This is a genomic window from Solwaraspora sp. WMMD792 (genome assembly GCF_029626105.1).
In the GTDB taxonomy this organism is placed as follows: domain Bacteria; phylum Actinomycetota; class Actinomycetes; order Mycobacteriales; family Micromonosporaceae; genus Micromonospora_E.
Genome location: NZ_JARUBH010000009.1, coordinates 2,889,730 through 2,910,326, shown reverse-complemented (window position 1 = coordinate 2,910,326; position 20,597 = coordinate 2,889,730). Strand labels below are relative to the sequence as shown.

Sequence of the window (20,597 nt, the reverse complement as noted above, 5' to 3'; positions counted from 1 at the left end):
GGGAGTTCGGATCCAACCGTACGGATCCACCGCCTGTCCGTCCGATGTGACCTGAGTCACCAGATTGTTTCTGGCGGAAGGGCATTGTTGCCGGTTGTCGTCGGAAGCCGGTCAGCTGACCTGGTTTTGCCCGCACCGGGTTGGCGTTATTGGTCGGCAGAGTTCACACGGTCGTAACTGGTTGCCGCTAAGTTTCTCCGCAGAGTGACATCGATTGATGCAGAATATTCGCTCTGAGCTGCCGCAACGGTGGATCCTCCGGCGGTCAGCATCGAATCCGGGACCACTGCTCACGAAGCGGGAGTCTGATGAGTATTGCAGTCGACATGCGTGACCTGGTGATCGCCTACACCCCCTGCGGCGAGATCGAGCCGAGCCCACGCATCGCCAGCGCGGTCCGCCGGGGCGGCGGCACCGGCGTGCTCGACCTGGCCGGAACCCGGCCGCAGGTCCTGCGCGCCGTGGAACAGTTGGCCGCCTGGTCGGACGGGCCGATCGCGGTCCGCGTCCCGGCGAGTTGTCCGGCCTCGGTGGACGACCTCGAACGGCTCGCGCCTGGCCGGGTGGAGCTGGTGGTCGTCACCGGCGAGCTGCCGTGGAACCTGTCCGAACTGGTGACCCGCTACCGCGTACTCGCCGAGGTGACCAGCCTCGCCGCGGCCCGGACCGCAGCGGCGGCGGGTGTGCACGGGTTGATCGCCCGCGGCATGGAGTCCGGTGGCGAGGTCGGCGAGCTGAGCACCTTCGTCCTCGTCCAGCAACTCACCGCCGCCGACCTGGGCGTGCCGGTCTGGGCGCTGGGCGGGATCGGGCCGTACACGGCCGCCGCCTGCGTGCTGGGCGGGGCCGCCGGTGTGGTGCTGGACAACCAGCTGGCCCTGATGCCCGAGTCGGACCTGCCGGCCGACGTACTGACCGCGATCCGGCGGATGGACGGGTCGGAGAGCGTCCTGGTCGACGGATACCGGGGGATCCCACGGGCTCCGCGCCGGCCGGGCGCGGCCGGTGTCCCGGCCCGCGCCGACCTGCTGCCGGTCGGCCAGGACGGCTGGCTGGCCGCCGAGTTCGCCGGCCGCTGGTCCGACGCCGCGGCCGCGGTCCGTGGCATCCGCGAGTCGATCGTCGACGCGGCGACCGACGCCGCTGCGGCCGAGGTACTGCGCCCCGGCGGTCCGTTGGCCCAGGACCTCGGCCTGCGGGTGCCGGTCGCGCAGGGCCCGATGACCCGGGTCAGCGACGAGGCCGGCTTCGCCGCAGCAGTCGCCGCCGACGGGGCGCTGCCGTTCATCGCGCTGGCACTGGCCACCGCCGAACGCACCGAGGAGATGCTCACCGACACCGCCGCCCGCATCGGCGGACGTCCCTGGGGCGTCGGTGTGCTCGGCTTCGCGCCCGAGGAGATCCGCGCCGCCCAGCTCGACGTGATCCGGCGGATCCGCCCGGACTTCGCCATCATCGCCGGGGGCCGCCCACCACAGGCCAAGGAACTGGAACGGGAAGGGATCCGGACCTTCCTGCACGTGCCGTCACCGGGGCTGCTGCGCCAGTTCCTGCGCTCCGGTGCCCGCCGGTTCATCTTCGAAGGCGCCGAGTGCGGCGGCCACATCGGCCCCCGGGCCAGTTTTCCGCTGTGGGAGGCGCAGCTCGCCGTACTCGCCGAGCACCTCGCCGGTGCGACACCGGAAGAGGCGGCCGAGATCCAGATCTTCTTCGCCGGCGGCATCCACGATGACCGGTCGGCGGCCATGATCGCCGCGATGGCCGCCCCGCTGACCCGGCGAGGCGTCCGGGTAGGGGTGCTGATGGGCACCGCCTACCTGTTCACCGCGGAGGCCGTCGCGCACGGCGCGATCCAACCAACCTTCGCCCGGATGGCCCGGGAAGCGACCCGGACCGCGTTGCTGGAGACCGCACCGGGACACGTGACCCGGTGCCTGCAGAGCGACTTCGTCGACGACTTCCACGCGCTGCGAGCCGAGCTCGAGTCCGCCGGCCTGGAGAACCGCCAGGTGTGGGAGCACCTCGAGCTGCTCAACGTGGGCCGGCTGCGGATCGCCAGCAAGGGTAAGCGGCGCGACGGCGACGCGCTGGTGGACGTCGACGAGGCGGCCCAGCTCAGCGAGGGCATGTTCATGGCCGGCCAGGTCGCGGTGCTGCGGGAGCAGGAGACCACTGTCTCGGCGCTGCACGGTACGGTCACCGACCAGGCGGTCGCCTTCCACACCGCCCGGTCCCAGCGGCTGCGGGCCGACTGGACCCCGGCCGAGCCGGAGGTGCCGGCGGAGCCGCTGGACATCGCCATCGTCGGCATGGCGTGCATGCTGCCGAACTCGCCGGACCTCGCCGCGTTCTGGCGTACCGTGCTGGACGGCGCCGACGCTGTCACCGAGGTACCACCGCACCGGTGGAACCCGGACATCTACTACGCGCCCGAGGTCGGACCCGGTCAGACCGGCCGGTACAGCGTCTCGAAGTGGGGTGGCTTCCTCGCCGAGGTCCCGTTCGACGCCATCGGGTACGGGATTCCACCGTCCGCCCTGGCCAGCATCGACCCCACCCAGCTACTGGCCCTGGAGGTCTCCCAGCGGGCCCTCGTCGACGCCGGCTACACCCCCGGCAGCGACGGGGTGGACCACTCCCGTACCGGGGTGATCTTCGGAGCCGAGGCCGGCAGCGACATGGGGCACGCGCAGACGCTGCGGACCATGCTGCCGGCCTACCTGCCGGAGGTTCCCGGTGAGCTGGACGAGCAGCTGCCGACCGTCACCGAGGACTCGTTCCCCGGCATCCTGGCCAACGTCATCGCCGGCCGGGTCGCCAACCGGCTCGACCTGGGCGGCCCCAACTACACCGTCGACGCGGCCTGCGCCTCGTCGCTGGCCGCCATGGACGCCGCCTGCAAGGAGCTCGCCAGCGGCGGCAGCGACCTGATGATCTGCGGTGGTGCCGACCTGCACAACGGCATCAACGACTACCTCATGTTCACCTCGGCGCACGCGCTGTCTCCGACCGGGCGGTGCCGTTCGTTCGACAGCGCCGGTGACGGGATCGCGCTCGGCGAGGGCGTCGCCGCCGTCGTGCTCAAGCGACTGTCCGACGCGCAGCGCGACGGCGACCGCGTCTACGCGGTGATCAAAGGACTCGGCGGGTCCAGCGACGGACGGGCCCTGGGCCTGACCGCACCCCGAGCGGCCGGCCAGCGGCGGGCCCTGGACCGCGCGTACCGGCAGGCCGGGGTGTCGCCGGCGCAGGTCGGCCTGATCGAAGCACACGGCACCGGCACGGTGGTCGGCGACCGTACCGAGCTGGAGACGTTGACCACGGTGTTCAGCGAGGCGGGTGCCACACCCGGCAGCTGCACCCTCGGGTCGGTCAAGTCGCAGATCGGGCACACCAAGTGCGTGGCCGGTCTGGCCGGTCTGATCAAGGCCACGCTCGCGCTGTACACCGGGGTCCGGCCGCCCACCCTGCACGTGACCCGGCCCAACCCGGCCTGGCACCCCGATCGGAGCCCGTTCGCCTTCGAGACCTCGGCGCGGCCGTGGGCGGCACCGGCCAGCGAACGCGTCGCCGGGGTCAGCGCCTTTGGGTTCGGCGGCACCAACTTCCACGCGGTGCTCAGCGCCTACGCCGACGCACCCGAACCGCGACACGCCCGCGACGAATGGCCGGCCGAGCTGTTCTGCTTCCGGGCCGGCGACCGGGCCGGCACGCACCAGGCGATGCGGGCGCTGCTGGACACCATCGACACCCGCGACGCGCTGGGCCGGCGCTGGCGGTTGCGCGACCTCGCCGCCGCCCAGTCCCGCCAGGCTGAGAACCGGTCCGGCCCGGTGCAGGTCGCCATCGTCGCCAGTGACCTTGACGACCTGGCCGGACTGCTGCGCCGGGCGATCGCCGGTGAGCACGATCCGGCGCGTGGGCTGTTCCAGCCGGCTGAGCCACCGGGCGCGGACGGCAAGGTCGCCTTCCTCTTCCCGGGCCAGGGCAGCCAACGCCCGGGTGCGTTGGCCGATCTGTTCGTCAGCTTCCCGGAGCTGCGGCGGTTCCTGGACATCGGCCGTGACTACGTCGAACCGCTCTTCCCACCGGCCGCGTTCGACCCCGAGTACGACCGGGGTCAACAGGACCGGGTCCGGGACACCCGGATCGCCCAGCCGGTGCTCGGCATTGGTGGGCTCGCCGTGCACCACCTGCTCGGTCGGCTGAACATCCGGCCGGACCTCGCCGGCGGGCACAGCTACGGCGAGCTGGTGGCGCTGTGCGTCGCCGGCGCATTCGAGGACCGGACACTGCTCGAGCTGAGCCGCCAGCGCGCCGACGCGATCCTGGCGGCCGCTGGCAACGATCCCGGCACGATGGCCGCAGTGGCGGCCACCGCCGAGCAGATCGGTGAGGTGCTGTCCGGGGCCGGGCTGGCCGGTGAGGTGGTGCTCGCCAACCACAACGGCCCGCGGCAGGTGGTGATCTCCGGCCCGACCCCGGCGGTGCGCCGCGCGGTGTCCGTACTCAAGGAGAAGGGTCTGTCTGCCCGGCCGATCGCGGTGGCCTGTGCGTTTCACAGCCCGGTGGTCGCCGACGGTGTCACCGCCTTCAGATCCACCCTCGACGGCCATCCGGTGGCCGCCCCCAGCCTTCCCGTCTGGTCGAACCGCACCGCCCAGCCCTACCCGGGTGGTGCGGACCAGATCCGTGACGAACTCGCCGCGCAGATCGGCGCCCCGGTGCGGTTCGTCGACCAGATCGAAGCGATGTACGCCGCCGGAGCCCGCGTCTTCGTCGAAGCCGGTCCCGGCCAGGTACTCACCCGGCTGGTCGACGCCGTCCTGGGTGAGCGCCCACACGTGGCGGTCGCCTGCGACGGTCGGCGGGCGGACGGACTACGTGGTTTTCTCTCCGCCGTCGCCGAACTGGCCTGCGCCGGGGTCCCGGTGCAGACCGACTGGCTCTACCGCGGCCGGCGAGTCGCCGAGATCGCGCCCGCCCCGCCGTCGTCGCGTCCGGTCTGGACGGTCGACGGGCAGCTGGTACGCGACCAGCATGGCCGGCCGCTGCCCGGCGGCATGACGCCTCCCCGACAAATCAAGGAGCTGTCGATGAGTGCATCCACCGAGGCCGGAAACGGTCGTGGTCTCGGCAACGTGTCCGGCAACGGCCATGGTCCCGGCAACGGCCATGGCAACGGCGTGGCGCATGTGTCCGGCAACGGCCATGGTCCCGGCAACGGCGTGGCCCATGGCTCCGGCAACGGCGTGGCCCATGTGTCCGGCAACGGGCATAGCCATGTCCACGGCAACGGGATCAGCCACCTTCCAGCTGCCGATGCCGGGGGCCGGCCCGTCCCCGCAGCCGGCTACCGGGACGGGCGCGACGAACTGATCAGCGAGTTTCTGCGGACGAGTCGGGAACTGATCGCCTCCCAGCGGGACGTGATGTTGGCGTACTTCGGGGAGCAGCCGCCGGCCGGCAACGGGTGGGTCGGGCCTGCGGCGTATCCGTCGGTCGTGGCGCAGCCGGCGATTGCCGCGCCGAGCAGCTACCCCGAGGTGGTCGCGCCGACCAGCGCACCCCGGGTGACCGATCTGCCGGCCATCCCGGCGTCGCCTGCCGACCCGACGCCTCCGGCGGCACCCGCCGCCCAGGCTGCTCCGGCGGCACCCGCCGTCCGGCCCGCTCCAGCGGTGCGCGAGGACGTGCCGGCGGCCCCGACGGTCCACAAGACCGCCGCACCGGCTGTCGCCGCGACGTCGGTGGCGGCCCCCACGGATCCCGTGTCGACGGCAGCGACGGTGACCGCGACGGTCGCGGTACGGCCGGCGGCCGCGTCGGTGGGGGTGGCGCAGTTCCAGGAGGCGATCCTGGAGGTGTTGAGTGAGCGGACCGGGTATCCGGTGGATTTGATCGAGTTGGATTTGGATCTTGAGGCGGATCTGAGTATCGATTCGATCAAGCGGGCTGAGGTTGCTGGTGAGGTGGCGACCCGGTTGCGGTTGTCGGTGGATGGTGACGAGTCGGAGTTGGAGGAGCTGGTTCGGGCTCGGACGGTGCGCACGATGGTGGCGTGGTTGGCCGAGAAGATGGCGGCCGCACCCGCGACCGTCGAACCGGTCACGTCGGTGACCGCGCCGAGCCATGCGCCTGCGGTCACCACGACCACTGCTACCGCGCCACCTGTCTCCCCGGCCGCTGGTCCCGTGTCGTCCCCGGCGGCTGTGTCGGTGGGGGTGGCGCAGTTCCAGGAGGCGATCCTGGAGGTGTTGAGTGAGCGGACCGGGTATCCGGTGGATTTGATCGAGTTGGATTTGGATCTTGAGGCGGATCTGAGTATCGATTCGATCAAGCGGGCTGAGGTTGCTGGTGAGGTGGCGACCCGGTTGCGGTTGTCGGTGGATGGTGACGAGTCGGAGTTGGAGGAGCTGGTTCGGGCTCGGACGGTGCGCACGATGGTGGCGTGGTTGGCCGAGAAGATGGCGGCCGATCAGGCACCTGAGGCGGCACCGGCGGCAGCGCCGGCGGTCGTCCCGACCACGGCCACCGCGCCGGCCGTCTCGGCACCCGCTGTGTCCACGTCGCCTTCGGCTGCCGGGCCGGCGGCTGTGTCGGTGGGGGTGGCGCAGTTCCAGGAGGCGATCCTGGAGGTGTTGAGTGAGCGGACCGGGTATCCGGTGGATTTGATCGAGTTGGATTTGGATCTTGAGGCGGATCTGAGTATCGATTCGATCAAGCGGGCTGAGGTTGCTGGTGAGGTGGCGACCCGGTTGCGGTTGTCGGTGGATGGTGACGAGTCGGAGTTGGAGGAGCTGGTTCGGGCTCGGACGGTGCGCACGATGGTGGCGTGGTTGGCCGAGAAGATGGCGGCCGATCAGGCACCCGAGGCGGCACCGGCGGCATCTCCGGCGCAGCCGGCCGGGTCCGGCCCGGACAGCGGTACGGCCCCACGTCGACTCGTCGCCCGGCCGGTTCCCGCCACCGGTGCGGTCGTCGCGCCGGAGGCGCTCGCCGGTACCCGGTTCCTGATCACCGGCGGGTCGCCGGCCCTGGCACCGCTGGCCGAGCAGCTCGCCCAGCACGGCGCGGCAGGCGCCACCGGATCGATCCACGCCGGTGGGTCGGACCAGGTGACCGGCTACGACGGCGTGATCATCCTGGACGGGCTGAGCGACAGCGGCGGGCCGCTGCTGCCCGGCATCTTCCCGTTCATCAAGCAGGCCCTCGCGGCGGGCGTGCGGTGGCTGGTCGCCGCGGGCACCGCCGGTCCGCGTACCGACGGATTCGCCGGCCTGTTCCGGACCATCCAACGGGAGTACCCGCAGGTCTCGGTGACCTATCTGGAGGTACCGGCGGGCGCCGACCACACCCAGCTTGCCACCGGCCTGGTCACCGAACTGCTCAGTGGCGGACAGACCCCGATCGTCACCTGGTCGGCGGCCGGCCGGCAGACCGTCGACCTGGCCGCGGTCGATCTCGGCCCGCTCGCCGCAGGCGGTGCCGGACCGGCCGGTGACGGCGTCGCCGAGACCCAGGCGATCGGTCTGGACCAAGACTCGGTGGTGGTGCTCGTCGGTGGTGCCCGGGGCATCACCCCGTGGTTCGCCCGTACCCTGGCCGCCGCCAGCCGATGCCGCATCGAGCTGGTCGGCCGTACCCCGCTGCCGCAGGAGGCGGAGTCCCCGGCGCTGGCCGCTGCGGCGGACAAGCCGGCGTTGCGGGCCGCGCTGGTCGCCCAGGGGATGCGCGCACCGGCGGAGATCGACCGTACGGCCACCGCGATCCTGGCCGCCCGCGAGGTCCGCGCGACCCTGGACGAGCTGCGGGAACTCGGCAGCCAGGTGCGCTACCACAGCCTCGACGTCACCGACGCCGACGCCACCCGGCAACTGCTCAAGGAGATCCAGGGCGAGCACGGACGGATCGACGGTCTGGTCTACGCGGCCGGCCGGATCGAGGACAAGCTGATCGCCGAGAAGGATCCGGCGTCGTTCGACCGGGTGTTCCAGACGAAGGTACAAGGTGCGGTGACGGTGCTCGACGCGCTGCGCGACGGCTCCGAGCCACGCTTCGTGGTGCTGTTCGGCAGCATCGCGGCCGCGTACGGCAACCGGGGTCAGAGCGACTACGCCGCCGCCAACGACGCGCTCGACCGGATCGGTGGCCGATGGGCGGCCGGCACCGGGGTGCGTTGCCTGACCGTGCACTGGGGGCCGTGGGCGCCGGGCTCGGTGCACGGCGGGATGGTCAGCGCCGAGCTGAGCCGGGAGTACGCCCGCCGGGGCATCGACCTGATCGATCCCGAGGAGGGCGCGCTGAGTCTGCTTCGCGAGCTCGCCTGGGGTGACCCGGCGGTCACCTCCGTGGTCTACACCGCCTCGGGATGGTGAACCAGATGTCGGACCTGAACGACCCACACCAGACGATCGCCATCGTCGGCATGGCGGCGCTGATGCCGGGCGCCCCCGACCTGGACGCCTACTGGCGCAACCTGGTCGACGGCGTCGACGCCATCACCGACGTGCCGGCGCACCGCTGGGACGAGGAGTTCTACGATCCCGACCAGGCGCACCGCCCCGACCGGATGTACTGCCGGCGTGGTGGGTTCGTCGACGACCACGCGAGCTTCGAGCCGCTGCGCTTCGGCATCATGCCGACTTCGATCGGCGATATCGAGCCGGACCAGCTGATCACCCTGCAGGTCGCCGCCGCCGCCATCGACGACGCCGGTGGCCAGGACCGGCTGCCGGACCGGGACCGGATCGGCGTCCTGCTCGGCCGGGGCGGGATCCTGAGTCCGGCCCAGGCCCGCTACGCCCAGCGGGTCCGGATGTCCAGCCAGGTCATCGGCATTCTCAAGGAGCTGATCCCGGATCTGCCGCCGGAGAGCCTCGACCGGGTCCGGCGCAAGTTCGACGAACGGCTCGGGCCGCAGCAGCCCGAAGGCACGATCGGGCTGGTGCCCAACCTCGCCGCCTCCCGGGTGGCGAACCGGTTGAACCTGCGCGGCCCGTCCTACACCATCGACGCCGCCTGTGCCTCGTCGCTGATCGCGGTCGACCAGGGCATGACCGAACTGCGGGCCGGCCGGTTGGACGCGGTGCTCGCCGGCGGTGTGCACCACGTGCACGACATCAGCTTCTGGTCGGTGTTCAGCCAGCTCCGGGCGCTGTCCCGGCAGGGTGAGATCCGTCCGTTCGACTCGTCGGCGGACGGCCTGCTGATCGGTGAGGGCACCGGGATCGTGGTGTTGAAACGACTTGCCGACGCGCTGGACGCCGGTGACCGGGTGTACGCGGTGATCCGCGGCAGCGGCGTGTCCAGCGACGGCCGGTCGGCGAGCATGTTCAACCCGGCGAGCAGTGGACAGTCGCTGGCCATCCGGCGGGCCTGGCAGGCCGCCGGGCTGGATCCGACCGCGCCGGACGCGCTCGGCCTGCTGGAGGCGCACGGCACCGGCACGCCGACCGGGGACGCCGCCGAACTGGTCACCGTCGCCGAGGTGTTCGGCGGGTACCAGGGCGGGCCACGGCCGGTGATCGGCTCGGTCAAGTCGATGATCGGGCACACCATGCCGGCAGCCGGGATCGCCGGCCTGATCAAGGCGACCCTCGCCGTGCACCGGGGCGTTCTGCCGCCCACCCTGCACTGCGGACAGCCCCGCGAGGAGATGGCCGCGACCCGGTTCGCGCCGATCGCCGCCGCCCAGCCGTGGGAGAGCGACGGACCGCGCCGCGCCGGGGTCAACGCGTTCGGCTTCGGTGGGATCAACGCCCACCTGATCATCGAGCAGCCGCCGTCCGCCCCGTCCGCCTGGGCGGCCGTGCCGAACGGCGCGGCCCGGCAGCCGGCCCGCTCGGCCAGCGTCGAGGTCGAGGAAGCGGACCAGGTGCTGTGGCTGGCCGCCGACGATCCGGCCGGCCTCGCCGCGCTGCTGGACCGCGACGATTCGCTGGTACGGCGTGAGGGTGCCGCGTTCGCCGACGGACCGCAGGCTCACGCAGCGCCGCCGTGCCGGATCGGTGTGGTGGACCCGACCGACAAGCGGCTGGCCACCGCCCGGCGCGCGGTGAGCCGGGGGGAGCCCTGGCGGGGTGCCCGGGACATCTGGTTCACCACGGCTCCGCTGCTGACCGCCGGCGGGAAGCTGGCGTTCGTGTTCCCCGGGCTGGAGGCCGAGTTCACGCCGCGTACCAAGGATCTGGCCGCGCACTTCGGGCTCGCGGACCGGGAGTGGTCCGCGGCCGACCTGGGTCGGCACGGTGCCGGCCTGATCGAAGTGGGTAAGTTCCTCGACGAGGTGCTCGGCCGGATCGGCATCCGGCCGGACGCGGTCGCCGGGCACAGCATCGGTGAATGGTCCGCCGCGGCGGTGAGTGGGCAGGTCAGCACCACCGACATGGACGGTTTCCTCAAACTGTTCGACGCCGACTCGGTGGCGGTGTCCGGCTATGTCTTCGCCGCCGTCGGTGCCGGTGCCGACCAGGTGACGCCGGTGCTCGGCGGCTATCCGGGAGTTGTCCTGTCCCACGACAACGCGCCCGCGCAGTCGGTGGTCAACGGCCCGGAGGAGCAGGTCGACCGACTGGTTGACGAGCTACGTCGGCGTAACGTGCTGTGCCAGAAGCTGCCGTTCCGGTCGGCCTTCCATACTCCGGCGTTCGCCGACGGGCTGCGGTCGATCGGGGTCGCCCTGCAGTCCTGGCGGGTGCATCCGACCACGGTCCCGGTCTGGTCGGCGACCCTGGCAGCGCCGTTCCCCGCCGACGAGCAGCAGGTCAACCAGATCTTCGTCCGGCACATGATGGAGCCGGTCTGGTTCCGGCAGTTGACCGCCGCGATGTACGACGCCGGGTTCCGGGTCTTCCTGCAGGTCGGCGCGGGACAGTTGGCGTCGTTGGTCAGCGACAACCTGCGCGGTCGGGACCATCTCGCGATGCCGGTCAACGTGGGTCACCGTACCGGTCTCGATCAGTTGCGCCGGGTGGCCACCGCGCTGTGGGTGGAGGGCGCGGCACCGGACCTGCGGGCGCTGCGGCCACCCGCTGCGGCCGCCGCCCCGGTGACGCCGGCACCGGCTGCCCCGGCGGCACCACCGCGCCGGGGGCCGAAGATCCAGCTGGACCTGGGTGGCCCGTTGGTGCGCCTCGGGCCGGGTGCCGACACCCTGCTCGGCCTGGCCGATCTGCCGTCACACCGGCCGTCCGGTCCGCCGGTCGCCGGGGCCCAACCGTCGGCCGCCGCCACCGCCGCCACACAGGAGGTACCCGCGCCGCCTGCTGAACTCCGGCCACCTGCTTCACCCCGGCCACCGGCGCACGCCGAATCGCCGGCAGAAACCGAGCCGTCGGCCGCTGTTCAGCCGTCGGCAGCCTCCGAGTCGTCGGCCGGTTCGCTCACCGCGTTGCACCGGCTCGCCGGCCGGTCCAAGGCCGCCGCCGAACTCGCCGCGCTGCTGCGGGACACCGCGGACGGTGCGGTGACCGTGCTGGACGCCGCCACCCGACCCGCCGGCCCGGCCGCGGTGTCAACGGCCCCGGTGTCAACGGCCCCGGTGTCAGCGGCTCCGGTGTCTCCGGCCGCGCCGGCCCGGCCGGGCACCGCACCGCCGGCTGACGCCCGGCCGGTCACCGTACCGGCCGCAGCCGGGCCGACCAGGTCGGCGCCGGTGCCGACGGCCGCCCCGCCGCCCCGTACCGAGATCGCCCGGACCACCCTGCGGGTCTCCGTGCAGACCATGCCGTACCTGCTCGACCACTGCTTCTTCGTGCAGCCGGAGGACTGGCCGAACCCGGAGGACCGGTGGCCGGTGGTGCCGGCGACGACCGTCGTACACCACATGATGGACGCTGTCGCACAGGCTGTCCCCGGTCTGCGAGTGGTCGGTGTGCGCGACGCCCGGTTCAACCGGTGGACCATCGCGGCACCGGCGCAGGACGTCGAGATCGTCGTCCGGTCGGCCGGCCCGGACTCGTACGCGGTGAACTTCGGCAGCTTCGCCCGAGCCACGGTCGACGTGGCCGCCGACTATCCGGCCCCGGTGAGCGAACCGTGGACCCATGACCCGGCCACCGAGACCGCTCCCCGGATCAGCGCCGAGGAGATGTACGCGGAGCGGCTGATGTTCCACGGTCCCCAGTTCCACGGGGTGACCACGGTGCACGCCCTCGGCGAGATGCACGTACGCGGCGTGGTCACCGCGCCCGTCCCGCCGGGTGCCCTGCTGGACAATGCCCTGCAGCTGATCGGGAACTGGCTCATCACCACCCAGCCGATGCGCACCGTGGCGCTGCCGGTCGGTCTCGGCCACGTCCGGTTCTTCGGCCCGCCGCCCGAGCCCGGCACGGCGTTCGAGTGCGTCGCCCGGGTTCGATCGATCGACGACTCTCAACTGGTCGCGGACACCCAGCTGTCCGTCGGCGGCCGGGTCTGGGCGCAGATCGACGGCGCGGTCGACCGTCGGTTCGACAGCCATCCGCAGGCACGTCCGGCTGAACGATTCCCGGAACGTCACCCGATGTCGGTCCGTCAGCCGGAAGGGTGGACCGCGGTGTTCGACTGCTGGACCGATCTGGTCACCCAGTCGATGGCCGCGCGGGGCATCCTCGGTACCGCCGCGTCCGCCGACTACGAGCGGCAGCCAGGGAAGACCCGCAAACAGTGGCTGCTCGGCCGGATCGCGGCGAAGGACGCGGTGCGGTTCCGACAGTGGGACGCCGGGCACACCGACGTGTACCCGATCGAATTGACCATCGCCAACGACCCGAACGGCCGGCCGCGTGCCGACCTGCGTCCCGGCCGGGACCTGCGGGAGTGCGACCTGTCCCTGGCGCACTGCGCCGAAGCCGCCGTGGCGATCGCCGGCCCGGCCCGGTCGACGCCGGACGGCCCCGGCGTCGGTATCGACATCGTCGAGGTCACCGACCGGCCGGACAGCACGGTCGACTACGCCCTGTCCGGTGCGGAGGTCGCGTTGCTCGACCAGGTCAGCGCCGGCAGCGACCGGTGGTTCTGGTTCGCCTGTTTCTGGGCGGCCAAGGAGGCCGCCGGCAAGGCGGAGGGGACCGGGCTGGACGGAGCGCCCCGCCGGCTACGGGTGGTCGCCGTCGACGCCGGCACCCTGCTGGTCGAGGCTCCCTCCGGCAGGTCCTACCAGGTCACCTGCCGGAGCCTGGAGAACCCGCCCGACCTGCCGCAGCGACGCTACGTCGTTGGTTGGACCTGGGGCCCGGAACCTACCCGGTAGGCCCCGAAAACGGCCCGATCGACCTGCCGAGAAAGCCGATCGACGTCCTGACAAGGAGACCCGCATCATGCCCGCCGACCACGACACCATCCTGACGGAGATCTCGCAGATGCTGCGCGCGGTGCTGCCCGGCATCGATCCGGACGAGGAAATCACGATGGACACCAGCTTCCGGGACGACCTGGAGATGGAGAGCATCGACGTCATCTCGCTCGCCGGGCGGCTGCAGGCCCGGTACGGCGACTCGGTCAACTTCGCCCAGTTCGTCGCGGGACTCGACGTGGACTCGCTGCGCGCGCTGCGGGTCGGCGAACTGGTCGAGCACATCGCCACCGCGCTGGACAGCCCGCCGGCCAGCGTGGCGCAGGTGGCCGGCCAGTGACGATGATCCAGGTCAACGGCCTGGTGACGCATGTCCAGGAACTCCCACCGGTGGCCGCCGAGCCGGCCGCCGGGGGAGTGGCCGCCGGGGGAGTGGCCGCCGCTGCGGATGCCGGCCCAGGCGGCGAACCTGGTGCCGGCCCGGCGGTCGGCCCAGCGGCCGAATCGTCGGCCGGCCGACCGGTCGCGGTCCTGATCCACGGAATCGGGCCGGACAGCCTGGCCAGCTGGTATCTCAGCCTGGCACATCCACTGGCCGACGCCGGATTCCGGGTGGTCATGTACGACCTGCGGGGCCACGGACGGACCGAGCGGCCGCCGGCCGGCTACCGGTTGGACGACCTGGTTGACGACCTGGCCGCGCTGCTGGAGCAGCTCGGTGTCGACGCGCCGGTGCATCTGCTGGGCAACTCGCTGGGCGGTTCCATCGCCTTCGGGTACGCGGCCCGCCACCCGGACCGGGTCGCCTCGCTGGTCGCGGTGGAGTCGGCGCCGGCCACCGCCCAGTGGCTCGCCCGGGTGGGCCGTCAGCTGGAGCGGGCCGCGCAGCCGGACGGCGACGGCGAGCCGCCGGCGCTGACTACCCGCGGGGGTGAGCGGGGCGCCCGGTACGCCGCGGCGGTCCGCCGGCTCGTCGCCACCACTACCGCCGGCCGGGACCTGCCGGCCAGCACACCCGCCGACCCGGCCGCGCTACGGGCGATCACCTGCCCGGTGCTCGGAATCTTCGGTAGCGACTCGTCCGCCGCCGATCTGGCTCCGGCGCTGGTGCAACTGCTGCCGCAGACCGAGCTGGTGGTCGTCCCCGGGCACCGGCACGCGGTGCTGGTCACCGCCCGCGACCAGGTCCGGCGCCAGGTGTTGCCCTGGCTCGCCCGCCAACTCGCCGACACCGGTCAGCCCGCCCTGCGCGGCTGACGTCGTCGTTTTCACCAGGAGGTTTCGATGCAGTTCGAGGCGCCCGGACGGGCGATCATCATCAGCAGTGGGCGGTGTGGTTCCACCCTGCTGTCCGACCTGATCGTCGAGGAGCCGGCGACCCTTTCGGTCCAGGAGTTCTTCATGGCCACCCCGTCGTGGGCGAAGGCTGGGGAGCCGATCACCGGGGCGGCGTACTGGCAGGTGCTGAGCAGCCCGAAACCGGAGCTTGCCACGCTGTTCGCCATCGGCCTGCCGCCGAAGGAGGTCCGCTACCCGGCGGACGGCAGGTGGGCCGGCAACCTGACCGAGCTGCCGCAGCTGCTGGCGATCACCCTGCCGAAACTCACCGACGACCCGGACGGCCTGTTCGACCAGCTCGCCGGCCAGGTGCCGGACTTCCCTGAGCAGCCGTTCGTCGACCACCACCGGATGTTCCTGGACCTGCTCACCCGGTTGACCGGCCGGCGGCGCTGGGTGGAGCGGTCCGGCGGGTCCAGTCAGATCGCCCCGTACCTGCTGCGGTCGTTCCCGGACACCCGGATCATCTACCTGACCCGCAACTGGGCGGACACCGCGCGGTCGATGAGCCGGCACTCGTCGTTCCAGCTCATCCAGCTGCGACTGGAGTTCGTCTCGCGGTGCGGCGTGGATCCCTTCCGAATGGACCCGGACCAGCAGGTGCCGGCCGAACTCGAGCATCTGCTGCCCGGCCGGATCACCGCCGACCTGCTCCGCGAGCGTGGCGAGGACAGTACCCGCTACCTCGGGCTCTGCGCGTTCATGGCGGCGCAGGCCGAGCAGGCGCTCGCCGACAATCCGCCGGCGCACCTGCTCACCATGACCTACGAGGACCTGGTCGCCGACCCGGAGCCGCAGCTGGCCCGGCTCGGTGAGTTCCTGGAGTTCGACGACCCGTCCGGTTGGGCCCGACAGGTCGCCGGCCGGGTGGGCAAGGGTGGCGCGGTACGGCAGACCGCCGCCGTGTGACCCGGAGCCATCCCGCACCAATCAACCACAGTAGAGGGAGAGAGTGTTTGATGCGTAGGTTGCGCCCATCCGCGAGCCGGTCGGTCGCCGCCGCCGTGCTCGCCGGGCTGCTTCTGGCCGCCGGCCCGGCCGCCGCCGCACCGGTGGCCGGTACCGAGTCGGCAGCCACCACCGACGGAAGGCACGGTGGACACCACGGCGGGACCCGCTACCAGAGCACCCTGTTGGCCAAGGCGTCGGCCGACGAGTGTTTCGTCGACATCGGTGTCGACTATCCGCCGGGACCGCCCTGCGAGACAGGGCAGCCCAAGGTCAACCAGGCCTACGTCTGGGGACTGACCCGCTACAAGGACCGGTTGTGGTTCGGCACCGGCGCCAACCCCAACTGCCTGACCAGCGGAAACAACCTGCGCAACACGCAGCCGACGCGCAACGACGACTGGGTCTGCGAGTACGGCCAGAGCCAGATCGCCCGCGCCAACCCGGACCTGCCGCCGACCGTCGGTGACCACCGTGCCCCTCGGGTGTACACCTACGACCTGAAGCGGCGCAGCATGGTCGAACGCACCGCCGACCTGCGCGGCGCCTCACCCGACGACGAGGCCCGCCTGCTGCGGACCGTCGGCTTCCGGGCCGCCGGTAACCACCGCGGCGTGGTGCTGCTCGGTGGCCCGGCGCTCGGTGCCACGATCAATTTGTTCGCGTTCGACGCCGACACTGGTGCCTACCTTGGCTCGCGAAACTTCACCGAGTACGGCAACATCCGGCACTTCGTCATCGCCGACGGCGAGATGTACGCCGGCGTCGGGGTAGGCCCCAACGGTGGTCAGCGCGGGCTGGTGCTGCGGTGGACCGGCAGCAAGTCCGACCCGTTCAGCTTCCTGCCGGTGGCGGACCTGCCGGCCCAGGCGGTGGACCTGACCGTGCACCAGGGCCGGATCTTCGTCACCACCTGGCCGGGTGCGGAGGACACCCAGTCGTTTGGACCGGGACCGGTGTCACCGACCGCCGGCATCGCCGACGAACCCACCGACGAGGAGCCGGTTCCGCTCAACATCGCCGGGGTCTGGATGAGCCCGAAACTGTCCGCGAACGGACCGGGCCTGGACAGCCGGGACGTCGACGGGTGGACCCGGGTGTGGCACGTGATGGAGTACGAGCCGGATCCGATCATCGCCCGTACCTACGGATTGGGTGGGCTCGCATCCTACGGTGGCTACCTCTACTGGGGGACCATGCACGTGCCCTTCAAGTCGACGACGGTGCACCTGGCGGTGTATCCGCCGACCGACGAGCAGGGGGTACGGGACTCGGTGCGCAACACCCAGCGCGCCATCGGCGTCTTCCGGGGCAGCTTCGGCCACGGCCACCAGCACGGCCACGGCGAGCGCGGTGGCGGCCACGGCGACCGGGTCGACCTGCTCTACGGTGCCAGCGAGCTGCCGGCCTACGACCCGGCGGCCGGCGACGGCGCCGGAGTCTGGGCCAGCACGTCGACCGGGTACACCCCGCTCTACGGGGCGTCCGGGTTCGACAACCCGACGCTCAACTACACCTGGAAGATGGTCGTCGCCGGTGGCCGGCTCTATGTCGGCACGATGGACTGGAGCTACCTGGCGAAGGAGTTGCAGCAGGACGAGCCGGTGCCGCCGGCGGACGCCGCCCGCGGTGGTGACGACGACGATGAGGAAGAGGAGCTGGCCTTCGGCGCCGACCTCTGGGTCTTCGAGTCGCCGCACCGGCCGGCCAAAATGGTGGACAACGCCGGGCTCGGGAACTACCTCAATTACGGCGTCCGTAGCATGGTGGTGGACGGGTCCACGGTATACCTCGGTATGGCCAACCCGATGAATCTGCGGACAGATCCGACAGATGACGTCCCTGAGGGCGGCTGGGAGTTGATCAAGTTGACTCCGAAACACCACCACCACTAAGAGAAGCAGGTGAGCGATGTCGCGGTTCCGACGCCGGTCGGCGGTTCTGGTTGTCACGGGAGTCCTCGGGACACTCGTCGCAGGCTGCACGTCGGCGCCGGACCCGGCACCGCCGACATCGGGCACCACCCCGCCGGCCACGGACGGCGGGGTGGTCGCTCCGGTCGACACCCCACCGGTCGGCTCGTCGGCGGGGTCGATCACCGTCGACGGGCAGGAACGGACCTACCGGGTGTACCGCCCGGCCGACGTCGCCGAGACGACGCCGGTGCCGGTCGTCGTCATGCTGCACGGCCTGCTCGGCAGCGGCCGGCAGGCCGAATCCTGGTACGGCTGGAACGCCGTCGCCGACCAGCACGGCTTCGTGGTGGTCTACCCGGATTCCCGTAACCGGGCCTGGGCGGTGACCGAGGAGTGCTGCGGCGCCGCGGCGCGCGACGGTGTCGACGACGTGGGGTTCGTCCTCACCCTGGTGGAGTCGCTCGGGCAGCAGCTCTCCTTCGACCCCGACCGTCACTACCTGGCCGGCATGTCCAACGGTGGCATGCTCGCCTACCGGATCGCCTGCGACAGTTCGACGTTCGCTGCGGTGACCGGGGTGGCGACGACCATGCTCGGCGACTGCCCGGCCCCGGAGCCGATCTCCGTGCTGCACATCCACGGCACCGCCGACGAGACGATCCCGTACACCGGCGGCCCGGGTCGCCGCGACGGCGCCGGCAACGGCCGGGTGCCGGACAAGGCCGACGGCCCCGCTGCGCCGGACCTGGTCGGCCGGTGGCGGCAGGTCGACGAGTGCGGTGCCGCGCGGACCGCCACTGAGGGGAGTGTCACCACCTCGGTGGCGGACTGCGCCGCGGGTCGCGGCGTCACCCTGATCACCATCGACGGCGCCGGGCACCAGTGGCCCGGTTCCGAGACGACTGCGGCGGGCCGGCTCCTCGGCCTGGATCCGCCCGCCACCGAACTGGACGCCACCGCGACCAGCTGGCAGTTCTTCGCCTCGCATCCCAGACCCGCCTGAGCAGGAGAGCAGATGTCCAGTACCGGCACCCACCCGTTGGTCGACGGTCCCGGCGCCGACGCGGCCCCGGCCGCCCCGGCACCGGGCGGCCAACCCGGCTCCGGCCCGGCGGTCGAGGTCGTCGACCTGGTCAAGCGGTACCCGGGCCAGGACGGCAATGCCATCGATTCGCTGTCGTTCGCGGTCCGACCTGGTGAGGTCTTCGGTCTGCTCGGGCCCAACGGTGCCGGCAAGTCGACCACGGTGGGCGTGCTCACCACGACGATCCGGGCCAGCTCGGGCACGGCGCGGGTGGACGGCGTCGACGTCGTCCGGCACCCGGTGGCGGCCCGGACCCGGTTCGCCGTGGTGCCGCAGTACAACAACCTGGACCGGGCGTTGACGCCCCGGCAGAACCTGCTCAGCCACGCCGCGTACCACGGGGTGCCCCGGGCCGAGCGGCGCCGCCGGGCCGACCGGCTGCTGACCGAGTTCGGGCTGGACAAGCAGGCCGACTCGCGGGTCGACTTCTTCTCCGGCGGCATGGCCCAGCGCCTGATGATCGCCCGGGCGCTGATGCACGACCCCCGGGTGGTCTTCCTCGACGAGCCGACCAACGGGCTGGAGCCGCAGGCCCGGCTGCTGATCCGGACCCGGATCCGGCAGCTGCGCGAGCGTGGGGTGACCGTCGTGCTGACCAGCCACGAGATGACCGAGGTGGCGGAGCTGGCCGACCGGGTGGCGATCGTCGACCACGGCCGGCTGCTCACCCTGGACACCCCGGCGAACCTGGTACGCGGGGTCGCCGGCCGGGCGGTGCTGGACCTTGCCGTGCGCCCCGGGCCGGGTGACGGTGCGACTGATCTGCTCGCCGCGCTCACCGCACTCGACGGGGTCCGTACCGGGGAGGTCACCACTGGCGGCGCGGCCGTCCCCGGCCCGGCGGGTCGCGGCGGTCCGGGGCTGGCCGGGCTGGCCGCCGATCCACGGATCGCGGCCCGGATCGCCGCGGCCAAGGCCGATCCCCGCAAGGCCGCGAAGCTCGCCGCCGCCCGCAACGATCCACGGTTCGCCGCGTTGTTCGCCGCCGCACCGGCGGCTGCGGCCGACGGACCGGCGGGCGAGATCCGGCTGCGGCTGCACCTCGACGCCGACCCCGCCGCCGTGCTCGGTCCGGCGTTGACGGTGTTGACCGGCCGCGCGGCCCAGCTGACCGACGTGCACATCGGCAAGCCCGGCCTGGAGGACATCTTCCTGAGCCTGACCGGTAAGGAGATCCGTTGAGCCTGGCCGAGGTCACCCCCGTACCGTCGTCGGACGCCACCGCGCCGTCGGCACCGCCCGCGCCACCGCGACCACCGGTGGCGCGGGCCTTCGGCGCGATCCTGTGGCGGGACCTGTTCGTCGCCGGCAAGGACATCTGGTTCGTCCTCGCGCAGGTGCTGATGACCCCGCTGTTCATGCTGTTCATCTTCACCCAGGTGCTGACCATGCAGGGCATCGTCGGCGCCGGGTTCGCCGACATCCTGCTGCCCGGTACGGTCGCCCTTGCCACCTTCACCACCGCGCTGCAGAGCGTGGCGGTACCACTGGTCAAGGAGTTCGGCTTCACCCGGGAGATCGAGGACCGGCTGCTGTCGCCGCTGCCGACGGCGCTGGTGGCGGTTGGCAAGCTGATGGTCGCCACACTCCGTGGCCTGTTCGCGGCGGTGGTGGTCTACCCGCTCGGCGCGCTGGTCGTCGGGTCCGCACCGGGCGGCTGGTCGGCGTTGCCACTGTCCCTGGTGGTGGTGCTGCTGGCCGGCTGGGTCGGCGCGGCCCTGGGCATGACCCTGGCGACGGTGCTGCCGTTGCAGCGCATCCAGGCCACCTTCTCGCTGTTCGTCACCCCGATCATCTGGACCGGGTGCGTGCACTATCCGTGGCAGCGGCTGGCCGAGATGCCGTGGTTCCAGGTGGCGACCGCGGCGAACCCGATGACGTACGCCGCAGAGGCGCTCCGCGCGGCGATGGCGCCGCACGTCACCCACCTGCCGATCGGTCTGTGCCTGCTGGTCCTGTCGGGGGTCGCGGCAGCGGCCACCGCCGCCGCGTTGCGGGCCTTCGCCCGTCGTGCGGTGCGGTGACGTCACGCCAT

At 72.0% G+C, this 20,597-nt stretch carries 9 protein-coding genes; all 9 read left to right on the top strand.

Going from position 1 to position 20,597, the window contains the following annotated elements:
• Positions 1-308 precede the first annotated feature (308 nt).
• The 9 genes from O7629_RS14240 to O7629_RS14200 all read left to right on the top strand — a co-directional run bounded on the left by O7629_RS14240 (position 309) and on the right by O7629_RS14200 (position 20,586).
• Complete coding sequence (locus tag O7629_RS14240; RefSeq protein WP_278169706.1) at positions 309-8,378, top strand: type I polyketide synthase; 8,070 nt, start codon at positions 309-311, stop codon at positions 8,376-8,378.
• A gap of 5 nt (positions 8,379-8,383) precedes the next feature.
• Positions 8,384-13,234: a type I polyketide synthase gene (locus O7629_RS14235; RefSeq protein ID WP_278169704.1), complete on the top strand. Its 4,851-nt coding sequence runs from the start codon at positions 8,384-8,386 to the stop codon at positions 13,232-13,234.
• Positions 13,235-13,301: 67 nt separating this feature from the next.
• Positions 13,302-13,616, top strand: coding sequence for an acyl carrier protein (locus O7629_RS14230; protein WP_278169701.1), 315 nt, complete (start codon positions 13,302-13,304; stop codon positions 13,614-13,616).
• A 2-nt stretch (positions 13,617-13,618) separates the two neighbouring features.
• Entirely contained in the window at positions 13,619-14,533 is a 915-nt protein-coding gene (locus O7629_RS14225; RefSeq protein WP_278174525.1) for an alpha/beta hydrolase, read from the top strand.
• Between the two features lie 27 nt (positions 14,534-14,560).
• Positions 14,561-15,523, top strand: a complete 963-nt coding sequence (locus O7629_RS14220; RefSeq protein WP_278169700.1) for a sulfotransferase domain-containing protein — start codon at positions 14,561-14,563, stop codon at positions 15,521-15,523.
• Positions 15,524-15,573: 50 nt separating this feature from the next.
• Positions 15,574-17,457, top strand: a complete 1,884-nt coding sequence (locus O7629_RS14215; RefSeq protein WP_278169699.1) for a hypothetical protein — start codon at positions 15,574-15,576, stop codon at positions 17,455-17,457.
• Positions 17,458-17,473: 16 nt separating this feature from the next.
• Entirely contained in the window at positions 17,474-18,481 is a 1,008-nt protein-coding gene (locus O7629_RS14210) for a PHB depolymerase family esterase (protein WP_278169698.1), read from the top strand.
• A gap of 12 nt (positions 18,482-18,493) precedes the next feature.
• Positions 18,494-19,744 (top strand): ABC transporter ATP-binding protein, encoded by a 1,251-nt coding sequence (locus O7629_RS14205; protein WP_278169697.1) that lies wholly within the window; start codon positions 18,494-18,496, stop codon positions 19,742-19,744.
• Positions 19,741-20,586: an ABC transporter permease gene (locus tag O7629_RS14200; protein ID WP_278169696.1), complete on the top strand. Its 846-nt coding sequence runs from the start codon at positions 19,741-19,743 to the stop codon at positions 20,584-20,586. The genes O7629_RS14205 and O7629_RS14200 overlap by 4 nt, the downstream gene beginning before the upstream one ends.
• Positions 20,587-20,597 lie beyond the last annotated feature (11 nt).

What these genes read in the sequence shown, in the direction of transcription:
- O7629_RS14225 (WP_278174525.1), top strand. Translation starts at nt 13,619, where the DNA reads ATGATCCAGGTCAACGGCCTGGTGACGCATGTCCAGGAACTCCCACCG.
- O7629_RS14205 (WP_278169697.1), top strand. Translation starts at nt 18,494, where the DNA reads ATGTCCAGTACCGGCACCCACCCGTTGGTCGACGGTCCCGGCGCCGAC.
- O7629_RS14220 (WP_278169700.1), top strand. Translation starts at nt 14,561, where the DNA reads ATGCAGTTCGAGGCGCCCGGACGGGCGATCATCATCAGCAGTGGGCGG.
- O7629_RS14215 (WP_278169699.1), top strand. Translation starts at nt 15,574, where the DNA reads ATGCGTAGGTTGCGCCCATCCGCGAGCCGGTCGGTCGCCGCCGCCGTG.
- O7629_RS14240 (WP_278169706.1), top strand. Translation starts at nt 309, where the DNA reads ATGAGTATTGCAGTCGACATGCGTGACCTGGTGATCGCCTACACCCCC.
- O7629_RS14235 (WP_278169704.1), top strand. Translation starts at nt 8,384, where the DNA reads ATGTCGGACCTGAACGACCCACACCAGACGATCGCCATCGTCGGCATG.
- O7629_RS14230 (WP_278169701.1), top strand. Translation starts at nt 13,302, where the DNA reads ATGCCCGCCGACCACGACACCATCCTGACGGAGATCTCGCAGATGCTG.
- O7629_RS14210 (WP_278169698.1), top strand. Translation starts at nt 17,474, where the DNA reads ATGTCGCGGTTCCGACGCCGGTCGGCGGTTCTGGTTGTCACGGGAGTC.